Below are 12,946 nucleotides of genomic sequence, written 5' to 3'. Positions count from 1 at the left end.
CGGCATGCCCGACAAACGCGATGCACAGACGCCCGACCTTTCGCTGCTTCGCAGTGCGGCCAGCTATCAGGGGAAGCGGCATCAGCGTGCGTTGATTCTCATGGCTGGTCTGCTGCTGCTGTTCATTGCGTCGGCGGTGGTACTGGTCGTCTACCTTCAGAGCTTCGAAACCGACGAAGAAATTCGCACGCAATCCGCGGACGCGCTGTGGGTGGAAGAGAACGTGCGCTTCCATCTGCGCAGGTTGGAAAACGACTTGTATTGGCTGGCGCAGCAGGCACTTGAAGAGCCCGATCTTTCCGGCGACGCGGCCCTGCAGGCGCCAGGCGGATCGCTGCGATCGCACGAAGGCGGGTTGGTGGCTTACGCCTGGCAGCCTGCTGGCACGCCTGCGCCGCCTGCACTCGCAGCACTATGGCAACGCGCCAGGACGAATCCGCTCGACCAGCAGGCGCTCGACAGCATGCATGACGTTGCGCAAGGACTTCGGCGGCCGTCTTATGCGGGGCCGTTGACGGAAGGGTCCTTTCCCGCCGACGAGGTCTGGCTATGCGTGCCTTTTTTCGAGCGCGGCGAATTCGTCGGGAGCTACGTTGCGGTCTTTTCATTGCGCAAGGCGCTGGAACTGATCATCCCCGCATGGTTTCGCAGCAGCCACCATGTCGAGGTGCTGGACGCCGGCGCGGAGCTGCAATTGGACCGGGTCGGATTCCAGCGAGGAAAAAAAGAACAGCGGTTCCTGGCAAGTCTTGATATGCCTGGGAGCGATACCTACCTGCGGATCTACGCGGTCGATGCGCCCTATGCCACCGTGCCGCGAGCCCTGCTGGGAACCGCCCTTCTGTTCCTGATAGGCATGATTGCAAGTCTTGCGTTTCTGCGGCGGGACATGGACAAACGGCAAGCCGTCGAAGATTCCCTTGCCGCCCAGATTGCGCTGCGCCGAGCCATGGAAGATTCCATCGGTGTGGGCTTGTTCGCGCGCGATTCAATGGGCACGATCCTTTACGCCAACCGCGCATTCTGCGACATGGTGGGCTACCGGGACGACACGTTGTTCGACACCATCAAGCCGCTGCGCGACTGGCCCGAGCCCGACGCCGGGCAGGAAGAAGTCGAGCTGGACTTTCATCGTCAGGACGGTACGACGGTGACGCTGCTCGTGCACCGGGTTCCGCTGCGCTATTCGAATGATCGTCAGATCGGCTGGATGAGTTCCGTGCTCGACGTGACCGACCGCCGCAAGGCCGAGAAGGCAGCGCACGTGCAGCAGCAACGGCTGGAATCGGCTGGCCGGCTGGTGGCGATCGGAGAAGTCGCCTCGACGCTGGCGCACGAACTGAACCAACCGCTGGGCGCCTTGAGCAGCTTCGCAAGCGGGCTGCTGAACCGCCTGAGACTCGCCAACATCGATTCCCGGCAGATCGAAACCGTCGTTGAACGGATCAGCACGCTGGCCGAAAAAACCGGTCAGATCATTCAGCGCGTCAATGCTTTTGCGCGGCGGCGTGAAATGCACAAGGTCGATGTGGATCTGGCTGACTTCCTGCGGGGCCGATATCCCACGACGCTGATTGCCGACAAGGTCCGTCTCGAATTGCTGCTGCCTTCGACGCCCGTGGTCGTCAAGGCAGACATCGTGCTGTTCGAACAGGTCGTGCGCAACGTCGTGCAGAATGCCGCCGAGGCCGCCCAGTCAGCCGCAGGCGAGGCGCCGCGTGTGCAAGTGACCCTGAGCCTGTCGGCCGACGGTGCCCAGGCCATCATCTCGGTATCGGACAACGGCGCAGGCATCGACGCCGATTCGCGCGCCCGAATTTTCGATGCCTTCTACAGCTCGAAGCAGGACGGAATGGGCATGGGGCTGGCAATCTGCCGATCGATTCTTGAAGCGCATCACGGGGGGATCGAGTTGCTGGAACCGTCGACCGCGTCGGGCACGTGCTTCCGCTTCTGGGTGCCCGCAAATGAATGATCCTGTCTCGACGATCCACATCATCGATGATGATGTCGACACGCGCGATGCCCTGGCCTGGCTGTTCGATTCCCGGGGTCACTCGACGACGACATGGGCCGACGGGGAATCCTTCCTGGAGTATGCGAAGTCCCTGCAGGCGTGGCCTCTTGCCGTGGCCGTGATGGACATCCGCATGGAGCCCTTGTCCGGCCTGGCAACCTTCGACAAGCTGAAAGAGCTTTCGTGTCCGTGGCCTATCCTGTTCCTGACTGGCCACGCAGATGTGAGCCTGGCGGTCACCGCGGTCAAAGCGGGTGCCTGGGACTTTCTGGAAAAACCTTTTCAGAACAATAACCTTGTGGACCGCGTCGAAGCGGCCATGACGCAAGGGGCGCTTGCAGCCGACCGGGATTCTGAAGCGATACGGTTCAATCGCGCCTTCCTGCAACTCAGTCAGCGCGAGCGGGAAGTCATGGAGGAACTGCTGCTTGGCCACTACAACAAGGTCATTGCCGACCATCTTGGCATCACCACCCGAACCGTCGAATTCCACCGCGCAAACATTTTCCTGAAAATGGGCGTGTCGTCCGCCGTTGAACTGGCGCACAAACGCGGCCTGTATCCCGCTCCGCGATAAGAAGAAAACGCCGCCGCTTCAAGGCCGCAGGTAAACCCTACTGTTGATCGCAACAGTTGTTCAGCCTGCGGCCTGCTCCTACAGTCCATCCCCTGGGGAAAGACATTGCGAGGAGCGCAGGCGCATGACGAAGTTCGTATCACTGACAGCGGTGCTGCTGCTGGCCGGCCTGGTCACGTGGACCTTGGGCTTCTGGTCGGACCATGCCGATGCGGCGCTGGCTGACGGCGCGCTGGACACGCAAACCCCCGTTTCCTCCTTTTCCACCGCCGCATCGCCAGGCGCTACCCGCTATCCGGACGCGCCTGCCGCGCCATCGTCGCAAGCACGCACGCCAGACGCGCCCCTGCGCCCGACCGGGAGTACCCGGGCCGCCAGAGAAGTCTTTGCCGAAGATGTGATCGCGCGGCGAGCCACTTCCGGAAAGACCGCGCGGGCCCCGCTTGCGAGCGAGGACTATGCCAACTAACGATCGTTCAAGGGGCCGGGTCGGCGGTATCTCTTGCGTCTCGAACGCTTGACCGACAGCAGTCCATACCAAAACAGAGGGAGACTAAGCATGAACAAAACCTTGTCCGCGATGCTGCTGGCTTGCGCAGGATTGACCGCTTGTGGGGGCAGTGACGGCGGCTCAGACAACGCTGCGGGAACACCGTCCGATGGCGCGGCGAAGAGCCCGCTGAGCTACATCGACGAGACCCTGATGGTGTCGTCGGCCGAAGCCAAGGATTGGCTGGTCACCAAAGACAACTATGGTCCGGCCTATGCGGGTTCGGCCAAGTACGACGCCTACATCGCCTTCCTTGAAACGAAGATGCGGGGACTGGGGCTGGTGGACTTCACCCGCTACACCTTCCCGTACGCATTCTGGGAAACCACCGAATGGCCAGACAAGTCTGGCTGGGGACTGACGTCGAACGGCACGAAAGTCGATGTGGCGTCGTACGCGACCAACTCGGGCAATACGGGCGCTGCCGGCGTGACCGGCGAGATGATCATCTATGATCCGACGCTGCCCGCCGCCCAGCGCCCAACCCCTGCGCAGATGAAGGGCAAGATCGTTGTGATCAAGCACCCGGCGTACGCCACGCAGACCGTGGCAAGCTCTGCCAACGCCCTTTCCGACTACGAATACCGGAGCAATCCGGAGACCTTCGCGGCAGTCAATCAGATCATGCCGCTGACCAACGATGCCGACTTCCGTAACCGTACCCAGTTGAGCACGGCAACGACCTACGGCATCAATGTCTGCCAGGCGGCGGGAGGCCTTGCCGCCATCTGGGTACTCGACATGTCGCCGCTGGCTGCACAAGGCGCCCGCCAGCACGGCACGCCGCGCCACTACAACTGCCCCGGCGTCCTGCTGGATCGCAACGCGGGGCAGAAGGTCCTGGCGGACGCCGCCGCCGGCAAGACTGCAACCGTGACGCTCAATTCGACGATCAAGGACACCCGACCAGCGCAGATCGTTGCGTACCTGCCCGGCAAGAACTACGGCAAGCCCCAAGACCAGAAGCTGTTGATGGTCACGCATACCGAAGGCCAGAGCAACGTTGAAGACAACGGTTCGCTTGGCATCCTGGGCGTCCTGCATTACTACGCGAAGATTCCGCAGGCGCAGCGCCCCCGTACCATCATGGTCTATCTGGACAACCGTCACTTCGTGGCAGGTGCCGAAGCGGCGTATCCGTTCGACTACATGGAAGACTTTCCGGAAGCCAAGAACGGCCTCGTGGGCGGCCTTGCCATGGAGCACTTCGGCGGCGTGCAATTCCATGAAATTGGCGACGACTACAAGGGAACGGGCTGGCCTGCCCACACCAGCGTCTATACCTTCCCCAACCCACTGGCGACCGAAACCGCGATCAACATCGTGAAAGAGGTCAAGCAACAGCGCGCCAACGTTGCGGCACCGCCTGCCATCGGTCTGAACAACGTCTACAACAAACCCGGTGTGAACGGTCAAAGCCAGGGCTTCTGGTACGGTCCGAACTTCATGTCCGCGTTCGTTGAGCATGGCCGCGTGCCTGCGTTCCATGTGACGGGCGACTGGCCCAGCGCCGGCTACCAGGCCTACTTTCCATCAGTGGGTGTGCGCGTCGACCCCGAGTACTTCCGGACCAACGTGCGCACTTCGCTGCGCCTGTTGCAGACCCTGTCGACCGAAGACTTGACCAAGTACGCGCCGGACTGGGGCATCGTACGTGCCAATATTGCAGCGCTGACCGCGGCGAACTTCCAGACTGGGGTGGCCGCCGACGGTGCACGCACCGAGATGCTGGCCCAGTTCGACACGATCTTCGCGCTGGTCCGCAAAGGCGATTACGCCAATGCCTCGCTGCAACTGCCAACGCTGCGCACGAAGCTGCAGACCCAGGTGGTCGCCGCGGATGCCGTCAATCCGCTTGCGAACATCGACCGGGTGATCGCGCTGTCCAAGGCGGGAGCCAACCTGCCTCCTGTGTAAGCGCCTTGCTTGCCTGACCCGCGGGCCGCCCCTGAACCGGGGCGGTCCGCTATTCGGAGACCACAATGACCCTATCATTCAACCGCTTGCGCCCCGGACGTTTCACGCTTGGCCTGGCTGGATGTTTTCTTTTGCTACCCGCGCTTTGCTGGGCCGACACCGCAGGCAAGGTCGACATCACGAATGCCTGGCTGCGCTCGCCGCCGCATGGTCATTCGACCACCCTGGGGTTCATGACCGTGCAAGCCGATCAGGATATGAAACTGATCGGCATCAGGACGGCCCAGGCCAAGAGCGTGTCGATGCTGCTCATGACCCGCAACGACAGTGTCGTGCGCATGGATCCTGTCGATGCCGTTGCCCTGCCTGCGGGGTCACCGGTCACGTTCAAGATGGGGCCCGGATCGCATTTCATGCAGTTGAAGCAGATAGGCGGGCACCTGCACGGCGGCGATACCGTACCCATGATCGCCATCGTCGAGAATGCCCGAACCGGCGCCAAGCAATCCGTGCGGTTCACTGCCAACGTGGTCGAAAAGCAGGGTCATCATTCTTCGACCGAGGAACACGGCGAGCATTGAACTCTGGCAGTTTCCCCCGGCCCCATTCCTGCTGCCTTATCCCCGCGCGAGCAATTGCGGCAATGCCGACGCCAGCAATGCCACGCCCGACGCGGTCAGCAAACCCAGCACCACCCGCTTGAACGCGACGTCGCTGATGCCGATGTACAGCCGCGACCCGAGCAATGATGGAATCAGCATGGCCGGCGCGACGATTGCGAACATGGGCCACATGTCGCGCGTGACGATGCCGCTGGCCAGATAGGTGGCCATCGTCACCGCCAGCATCGACAGGTTGAAGTTCTGGATGATGCTGCGCTGCGTGTCGCGGTCGTAGCCGCGCAAGGTGCACCACAGCGTCGGGATCACGCCCGTGAAGCCGCCGATGCCACCCATGATGCCGCCCAGCGCGCCCGACACGCCGTCGGCGATGCGGCCGCCGCGGCGGATGTGGGGGATCTGGCCGATCAGCAGCATGACGGGGCACCAGGTGACCAGGAACGCGCCCAGGAAGACCTTGAAGATGACGGGGTCCAGCATGGGCAATAAGGTGACGCCGATAGGAATGCCGACCAGGCCGCCGATGATGAAGGGCAGCAGGCGCTTCATGTCGAAGCCGCGCCGCACGGTCGCGGCGGCAATCACCTGGCCGGTCAGCGCGCCAAACACCGAGAGCACCGCCGCCAGTTGCGGGTCGAGCACCCAGGCCCAGATGGCCATGGCGGTCATGCCGAAGCCGAAGCCCGACAGTCCCTGCACGAAGCCCGCCACGATGGCGCCTCCTATGATGACTGCGAGCGGCATGTCCATGCGGTCTATTTCTCGGGGGAGTCGAGTTCGTCGTCGCCGCAGGCGTGGCGCAGCTTCTGCAGCGTCCGGTACAGCACCTTGCGTTCGTTGTTCGTCAGTACACGGATCATGTCGGCCTGCGCCTTCTGCGCGATGGGCATCGACTTGCGGTACAGGTCGGCGCCGGCTTCGGTCATGCGGCATTCCAGGCCTTGCCGGTAGGATCCGTTGACGGCTTCGAGCGCGACGAGGTTGCGCGTTTCCAACAGGCGCAGGGTGCGGCTGACCAGCGATTTGTCGGTGGCCGACAGACGCACCATTTCGGAGAATGGCAGCGACCCGGCTTCGGCCAGGACCGAGAGCATCCGCCATTCGGCCATCGTCAGATCGAAGCTTTCGGCGTAGGGCAGGGTGACCGTGCGGCGCAGCGCGTTGGCGGTGCGGACGACCAGCGTGGTGATGAAGTTATCGACGGTCAGGCCGGCGCCGTCTTCGCCCAGATCGACCCAGGGATGGTCGGCGGCCGGGGCGGGTTCGGTGGGCGGTGCGGGGGGCGGCGACGGTTTTTTGGCAGGCATGAGGAGCAAGTGGGATGCCCCAGCGTGGGGCGTATCGGCAAGCGATTATTCCATAGGGCGGCGCATGCCGCGCGCCGTGACGGTGCATCGCCCGCGGCGAACGCCCCGGCACGTCAGCCAAGGGAAATTTCCTGTTGATGCATCAACAATAAAAGCGCATGATCTCGGCGTTCCACCCACCCTGATTCGTGAACCCCATGGGCTTGCCGTTGCAACGCAGCGTCGAAGCAAGCCCCGCCGCCGCCCCTCGGAGCACCGTGATGAATATGAATCGCCGCCACATCCTTGCCGCCGCCATGGCGCTGTCGTGTTCGCTGGGCCTGGGCACTGCCCATGCCGCCGCCGCGAACTATCCCGTCAAGCCGATCACCGTGATCGTGTCGTATCCCCCGGGCGGCGACACCGACGCCATCGCGCGCCTGTTCGCCGAAAAGCTGAGCGAGCGCATGAAACAGACGGTCGTCGTCGAGAACAAGGGCGGCGCCGGTGGCGTGCTGGGCAACTCGTTCGTCAGCCGCGCGCCGGCCGATGGCTACACCTTGTTGTTCACGCCAAACCCTTTCACCACCGCGCCGATGGTGCTGCGCCTGGCGCCCAGTGCAAGCTATGACGTGCTGAACGGGTTCGAGCCGATCATCCAGACCGCCACGCAGCCGCTGATCCTGGTGGCCAACCCGAACGCCGGCTTCAAGACCATCGCGGAAATGATTGCCGCGGCCAAGGGCGGCAAGCCGGTAACGTACGCCAGCCCGGGGGCCGGTTCGCCCATGCATGTGATTGCCGAATGGCTGAATCGCAGCGCCGGCGTCAAGATTCAGCACGTGCCGTATCGCGGCGTGGGTCCGTCGGTGACCGATGTGGTCGCAGGCCATGTGAACACCGCCTGGGTCACGATCGGCGCCGTGTCGCAGTACCTGGCCAACGGCCGCCTGGTGCCGCTGGCCATTGGCGATGCCAAGCGCACGCCGCTGGCGCCCAACGTGCCGACGCTGGTCGAGCTTGGCTACAAGGACGTGATCGTTGGTTCGTGGAACGGTTTCTTTGCGCCCAAGGGCACACCGGTTGACGTTGTCAACGTTCTGAACGCGCACCTGAACGAAATCGTGAAGCAGCCGGAAGTCGTGACGAAGCTGGCCGTGTTCGGCGCACTGCCGGCTGGCGGCGCGCCGTCGGTATTGGGCAAGACCAATGCGTCCGACTATGAAGTGATGGGCAAGATCATCAAGGACCTCGGCATCACCGCCGAGTAAGCGCACTGCCTGACAAGAAGAAGGAGACCAGGATGAAGGTATCCACGATCGGTACCGCCGTCCCGCAAGTGACGGCGCGATCGAAAGTACTGGGTCGCGCGGTCTATGCGGGCGACATGAAAATTGCCGGCATGCTGCACGGCAAAGTCCTGCGCAGTCCGTACCCGCACGCGCGTATCGTCAGCATCGACGTCTCGGCTGCCCTGGCGCTGCCGGGCGTCAAGGCGGTGCTGACGGGCGCCGATGCGCCCCGCGCCAAGTGGGGCGTACATCACAAGGAACGCCGCATCCTGGCCGAAGGCAAGGTGCGCTTCGCGGGCGAAGAGGTGGCCGCGGTGGCCGCGATCACGGAAGAGATCGCGCGCGACGCGCTTGATCTGATCCAGGTCGAGTACGAAGAATTGCCCGCCGTTCTGACGCCCGAAGAAGGCCTGGATGAGGATGCGCCCGGCGTGCATGACGGGCGCAACAATGTGTCGCACGAGATCAAGGTCGAGCACGGCGATGTCGATGCAGCCTTTGCCTCGGCGGACCTGGTGCACGAGGCGACCTATCGTTGCCACGCGCAGTATCCGGGGTATCTGGAGCCGATGGCGACGGTGGCCACCATCGATCCCGATGGCCGCCTGCAGGTCTGGACGTCCACGCAGTCGGCCTTTCTGGCGCGCGCGCGGCTGTCGATGGCGCTGGAGATCCCGGTGTCGCAGATCCGCGTGATCCAGGCGACGACGGGTGGCGGCTTTGGCGGCAAGATGGTTGAAGATGCCAACAATCTGATCGCCGGCCTGTTGGCGCTGCGCACCGGCAAGCCCGTGCGTGTCGTGAACAACCGTCTGGAAGATTTTCTGGCGTGCTGCTCGAGCGTGCCCGAACAGGTCACCCTGAAATTGGGCATGCGCCGCGACGGGACGATCGTCGGCAAGGAAGTGCGGATCATTGCCGAGTGCGGCGCGTACAGCGGCCTGTCGGCCGAGGTCATGCACGTGTCGGCCATGCGCAGCGACAACATGCACAGGTTGCAGAACCTGCGGTCCCATTCGACGCTGGTCTACACGAACAATCCGCCGCATGGCGCGTTTCGCGGCTTTGGCGGCGCGCAGATGCAATTTGCATTGAACAGCCACATCGACACGATGGCACGCAAGCTGGGCCTGGACCCGGTCGATGTGCACAAGACCAACGCGATCCGCGCGGGCGAAGTGTCGATCCACGGCTGGAAAATCGGCAGTTCAGGGCTGAAGGAATGCCTGGACCAGTGCATGGACGCGATCCAGTGGCAGGCCAAACGGTCGGCGCCGCGCGCGGCAGGCACGGTGCGCCGTGGTGTCGGCATCGCGGCGGCCATGCACGTGAGTGGCAACCGCACGATCGGCAATTGGGACGGGTCCACCGTCATGCTCAAGGTCAATGAAGACGGCCGCGTCATGATCCATAGCGCCGAAGCCGAGATCGGCCAGGGCTCGAACACCATGCTGAGCCAGATCGTTGCGCATGAATTGAACATCCCGATTTCGCACACGCATGTGGTTGCGCCTGACACCGATCTGTCGCCGTATGCGATCGGTTCATTGGCATCGCGCGTCACCATCGCGGCAGGCAATGCCGCGATCCTGGCGGCCCGCGCGGCGCGCGAAAAGCTGTTTGCCCTGGCTGCGACGACCTTGAAGACGACGCCCGATCAGCTTGAGATTGCCGAGGGCGCCATCCGCATTCGCGAGCAGCCCGAAAAGAAGGCGACGCTGGCGCAGATCGCGGCGTTGCATATCTGGCGCCACGATGGTGAAGGCCTGCAGGTCAGCGCGACGTGGGATGCCAAGACGGAAATGCATGCCGACGTGCACGGCAACGTGGCGCCCGCGCATTCCTTCGCGGCGCAGGCGGTCGAGGTGGAAGTCGACACCGAGACGGGCCGCGTCACCGTGGTCGACAGCTTCGTGTCCGACGACTGCGGCAAGGCGCTGAACCCGCTTGCGATTCACGGCCAGACCAACGGCGCATCGGTGCAGGCCATGGGCTGGGCGCTGTACGAAGAAATGCAGCTGGAAAATGGCCGGCTGATGAACGGCAACTTTGCCGACTACACCATGCCGACGGCCGATGCCGTGCCCATGTTGCGTTCCGGCATCGTCGAGTCCATCGACCCGAACGGGCCGTACGGCGCAAAGGGCGCCAGCGAAACGGCGATCCTGCCGGGCGCGCCCGCGATCGCCAATGCCGTGTTCGATGCGATTGGCGTGCGGATCACCGACCTGCCGATCACACCCGAAAAAGTGCTGGCCGGCCTGCGCGCCAAGCGGGCCGCAGAAGGAGACGCCGTCCATGCGTGATTTCGAATTCCTGGAACCCACGACGGTGGAAGAGGCGAGCCGTCTGCTGGCCGACCTGGGCGAAGACTGCCGCGTGATGGCGGGCGGGTCGGCACTGATGCTGGCGATGCGCCAGCGCATGCTGATGCCGACGCATGTCATTTCGGTGGCCAAGGTGGACGCCTTGCGTGGCATCCACTTCGATCCGCAACACGGCCTGCGCATTGGCGCGCTGTCGCGTCATATCGACGTGGCGGACTCGCCGTTGGTTCGCGAACACTTTCCGATGCTGGCGTCGATGGCGGCGCGCGTGGCCAACCCGCAGGTGCGCCACCAGGGCACCCTGGGCGGCAACCTGTGCTACGCGGATCCGGCGACGGATCCCCCAACGTGCCTGATGGCATTGGATGCGCAGGTCGTGCTGGGCAGCGTGCGCGGTGAACGCGTGCTGTCGATGGAAGCATTTCTGGTCGACTACTACGTGACCGCCATCGAGCCCGACGAGATCGTGGTCGAGATCCGCGTGCCCGTGTTGCGGACCGGTTTTGCCGGCCGCTACACGCGCTTCTTGCGCACGGCGGCGGAACACCGGCCGCTGGTCAATGTGGCCGTGGCCAGCCGTCGTGATGGCGCGGGCTACGCCGACCTGCGTGTGGTGGTGGGCGCGTCCACGCCCGTGCCGTGCCGGGTACCACGTGCCGAAGCCTTCCTGACGGGCAAGGCCATCACGGCCGATGTGGTGCGCGAAGCCGCCGATATCGTTGCGACTGACATCGATCCGATTTCGGACCAGCGCGGTGCGGCGGACTTCCGCCGCGACATGGTGCGGGTGGTCATGCGGCGCACGCTGGCCGGTGCGTTCGGTGTGGTCCTGCATGACGAGGAGACAGTATGAGCAAACACCTGATCGAGGTCACCGTGAACGGTGACACCCAGCAGGTCGACGTACCCGCGCGCCGGATGTTGTCGGACCTGCTGCGCGATGACCTGAACCTGACCGGCACCAAGCGCGGCTGCGAAACTGGCACCTGCGGCGCATGTTCCGTCCTGGTCGATGGCGAGGTGGTGAAGTCCTGCCTGTCGTTGGCGGTGCAGGCCAACGGCCGCAGCATCACCACGATCGAAGGCCTGGCCAGGGGCGATGTGCTGCACCCGCTGCAGGAAAGCTTCGTGCAATGCGGCGGCCTGCAATGCGGCTACTGCACGCCGGGCATGATCATGACGGCTTGCCACCTGCTGGCCAAAAACCCGGACCCGACCGAGCACGAGGTGCGCGAAGGGCTGAGCGGCAATCTGTGCCGCTGCACCGGGTACACCCAGATCGTCGAGTCCATCCTTAACGCAGCGGAGAACATGCGTGGAAATTGAAAAAGTATTGGTGGTGGACGCGCCGGCAGACCGCGTCTGGAGCATGTTGCTCGACCCGAATGTGATGGGCGGTTGCGTGCCCGGCATGAAGTCGATCCAGGTGGTGAGCGATGTCGAGTACATCGCCGTGATCCACGTCAAGATCAGCTTCATCAGCGCCAAGTTCAAGCTCAACACCAAGATCGTCGAGCAGCGCGCGCCGAATTACCTGCGGACCGAGGGCACGGGCGAAGACGCCTCCGTGGCCAGTTCCTTGAAGCAGCAGAGCGAGATCTTCCTGACGGCATTGGATGACGGCAAGACCGAACTGCGCATCAAGGTGAAGGTGGATGTGCTGGGCCGCCTGGGTTCGTTCGGACTGAGCGTGATGAAGACCAAGGCCGACCGCATGTGGGACGAGTTTGGCCAGAATCTGGTGAACCGCCTGAATGGCGTGGCGGGGCCGGATAGCGTGGTGTCGGGCGGGGCGGCGACGCCTTCGCAGGTGACGTCGGCGCCTGCCAAGGCATTGGGTACGCCGGCCGAGGCGACGTCTGCGGCGGTCGGTGCGGCGGATACGGCAACGACGGTGGCGGCCGAAGATGGCTCGGTACCCGGAGCGCGTCCGGCTGCGGCTCGGCAGGTGGCGGGGCACGGTGTGCCGGTGGAGTCGGCCACCGCATCCACCTTGCGCGCCACGGTCGACGGCCAGCCTGCGTCCCGTGCGGTCGTTGACGATGGCAACTGGTGGACCCGGCTGCTGCGCGGCAAGAATGCCGCGTCGACATCATCAGTCGCAGGCACGGGTGGCCCTTTCATTCACGTCGAACTGCGCCGTGGGGACACCACCGTCAATGTCGACTGGCCGATCGAAGGGTCGCGCGATTGCGCGGCCTGGCTCACGGATGTGCTGAAGTAAGGCCTTGATGGCATCCGCGGGGCCGGCATTACGGTGTCGGCTCGGGTAACATCGGCTCGATAGGGGCAGGCAAGACACGCAGTGAACACGGCACGGGGTCGCAAGGCACGCCGCCACATCGCGTGTCCTGCGACCC

Annotated in this window: 12 protein-coding genes; 10 read left to right on the top strand and 2 right to left on the bottom strand. The window is 64.0% G+C overall.

Features of this window, described 5'->3' with window-relative positions; genetic code table 11:
• Window positions 1–4 precede the first annotated feature (4 nt).
• The 5 genes from HD883_RS17690 to HD883_RS17670 all read left to right on the top strand — a co-directional run bounded on the left by HD883_RS17690 (window position 5) and on the right by HD883_RS17670 (window position 5,642).
• Window positions 5–1,975, top strand: coding sequence for a sensor histidine kinase (locus HD883_RS17690; protein WP_179583128.1), 1,971 nt, complete (start codon window positions 5–7; stop codon window positions 1,973–1,975).
• Window positions 1,968–2,594 (top strand): response regulator transcription factor, encoded by a 627-nt coding sequence (locus HD883_RS17685; protein ID WP_179583130.1) that lies wholly within the window; start codon window positions 1,968–1,970, stop codon window positions 2,592–2,594. The genes HD883_RS17690 and HD883_RS17685 overlap by 8 nt, the downstream gene beginning before the upstream one ends.
• A gap of 124 nt (window positions 2,595–2,718) precedes the next feature.
• Window positions 2,719–3,063 (top strand): hypothetical protein, encoded by a 345-nt coding sequence (locus HD883_RS17680; protein ID WP_179583131.1) that lies wholly within the window; start codon window positions 2,719–2,721, stop codon window positions 3,061–3,063.
• 90 nt (window positions 3,064–3,153) lie between these two features.
• Complete coding sequence (locus HD883_RS17675; protein ID WP_179583133.1) at window positions 3,154–5,061, top strand: hypothetical protein; 1,908 nt, start codon at window positions 3,154–3,156, stop codon at window positions 5,059–5,061.
• A gap of 65 nt (window positions 5,062–5,126) precedes the next feature.
• Complete coding sequence (locus tag HD883_RS17670) at window positions 5,127–5,642, top strand: copper chaperone PCu(A)C (protein WP_179583135.1); 516 nt, start codon at window positions 5,127–5,129, stop codon at window positions 5,640–5,642.
• Window positions 5,643–5,678: 36 nt separating this feature from the next.
• On the opposite strand, the gene HD883_RS17665 is transcribed toward HD883_RS17670, so the two are convergent.
• On the bottom strand, window positions 5,679–6,431 hold the full coding sequence (locus HD883_RS17665; RefSeq protein WP_179583137.1) for a sulfite exporter TauE/SafE family protein: 753 nt from the start codon (window positions 6,429–6,431) through the stop codon (window positions 5,679–5,681).
• A 5-nt stretch (window positions 6,432–6,436) separates the two neighbouring features.
• Window positions 6,437–6,988 (bottom strand): MarR family winged helix-turn-helix transcriptional regulator, encoded by a 552-nt coding sequence (locus HD883_RS17660; protein ID WP_179583139.1) that lies wholly within the window; start codon window positions 6,986–6,988, stop codon window positions 6,437–6,439.
• A 260-nt stretch (window positions 6,989–7,248) separates the two neighbouring features.
• Between HD883_RS17660 and HD883_RS17655 the strand changes: the two genes are divergently transcribed.
• The 5 genes from HD883_RS17655 to HD883_RS17635 are packed head-to-tail and all read left to right on the top strand — an operon-like array spanning window position 7,249 to window position 12,810.
• Window positions 7,249–8,238, top strand: coding sequence for a Bug family tripartite tricarboxylate transporter substrate binding protein (locus tag HD883_RS17655; protein WP_179583141.1), 990 nt, complete (start codon window positions 7,249–7,251; stop codon window positions 8,236–8,238).
• Between the two features lie 32 nt (window positions 8,239–8,270).
• Window positions 8,271–10,565, top strand: coding sequence for a xanthine dehydrogenase family protein molybdopterin-binding subunit (locus HD883_RS17650; RefSeq protein WP_179583143.1), 2,295 nt, complete (start codon window positions 8,271–8,273; stop codon window positions 10,563–10,565).
• Entirely contained in the window at window positions 10,558–11,439 is an 882-nt protein-coding gene (locus HD883_RS17645) for an FAD binding domain-containing protein (RefSeq protein WP_179583145.1), read from the top strand. The genes HD883_RS17650 and HD883_RS17645 overlap by 8 nt, the downstream gene beginning before the upstream one ends.
• Entirely contained in the window at window positions 11,436–11,912 is a 477-nt protein-coding gene (locus HD883_RS17640) for a (2Fe-2S)-binding protein (protein WP_179583147.1), read from the top strand. Before HD883_RS17645 ends, HD883_RS17640 begins: the two co-directional genes overlap by 4 nt.
• Entirely contained in the window at window positions 11,902–12,810 is a 909-nt protein-coding gene (locus tag HD883_RS17635) for a CoxG family protein (protein ID WP_179583149.1), read from the top strand. Before HD883_RS17640 ends, HD883_RS17635 begins: the two co-directional genes overlap by 11 nt.
• Window positions 12,811–12,946: the final 136 nt, after the last annotated feature.

Origin of the sequence: Pigmentiphaga litoralis, from assembly GCF_013408655.1 — a bacterium.
Classification (GTDB): domain Bacteria; phylum Pseudomonadota; class Gammaproteobacteria; order Burkholderiales; family Burkholderiaceae_B; genus Pigmentiphaga; species Pigmentiphaga litoralis_A.
Note: the sequence above shows the minus strand (reverse complement) of the source record. Positions and strands in the feature narration are given on the sequence as shown.

What these genes read in the sequence shown, in the direction of transcription:
- HD883_RS17640 (WP_179583147.1), top strand. Translation starts at nt 11,436, where the DNA reads ATGAGCAAACACCTGATCGAGGTCACCGTGAACGGTGACACCCAGCAG.
- HD883_RS17690 (WP_179583128.1), top strand. Translation starts at nt 5, where the DNA reads ATGCCCGACAAACGCGATGCACAGACGCCCGACCTTTCGCTGCTTCGC.
- HD883_RS17670 (WP_179583135.1), top strand. Translation starts at nt 5,127, where the DNA reads ATGACCCTATCATTCAACCGCTTGCGCCCCGGACGTTTCACGCTTGGC.
- HD883_RS17680 (WP_179583131.1), top strand. Translation starts at nt 2,719, where the DNA reads ATGACGAAGTTCGTATCACTGACAGCGGTGCTGCTGCTGGCCGGCCTG.
- HD883_RS17665 (WP_179583137.1), bottom strand. Translation starts at nt 6,431, where the DNA reads ATGGACATGCCGCTCGCAGTCATCATAGGAGGCGCCATCGTGGCGGGC.
- HD883_RS17675 (WP_179583133.1), top strand. Translation starts at nt 3,154, where the DNA reads ATGAACAAAACCTTGTCCGCGATGCTGCTGGCTTGCGCAGGATTGACC.
- HD883_RS17685 (WP_179583130.1), top strand. Translation starts at nt 1,968, where the DNA reads ATGAATGATCCTGTCTCGACGATCCACATCATCGATGATGATGTCGAC.
- HD883_RS17650 (WP_179583143.1), top strand. Translation starts at nt 8,271, where the DNA reads ATGAAGGTATCCACGATCGGTACCGCCGTCCCGCAAGTGACGGCGCGA.
- HD883_RS17660 (WP_179583139.1), bottom strand. Translation starts at nt 6,988, where the DNA reads ATGCCTGCCAAAAAACCGTCGCCGCCCCCCGCACCGCCCACCGAACCC.
- HD883_RS17645 (WP_179583145.1), top strand. Translation starts at nt 10,558, where the DNA reads ATGCGTGATTTCGAATTCCTGGAACCCACGACGGTGGAAGAGGCGAGC.
- HD883_RS17655 (WP_179583141.1), top strand. Translation starts at nt 7,249, where the DNA reads ATGAATATGAATCGCCGCCACATCCTTGCCGCCGCCATGGCGCTGTCG.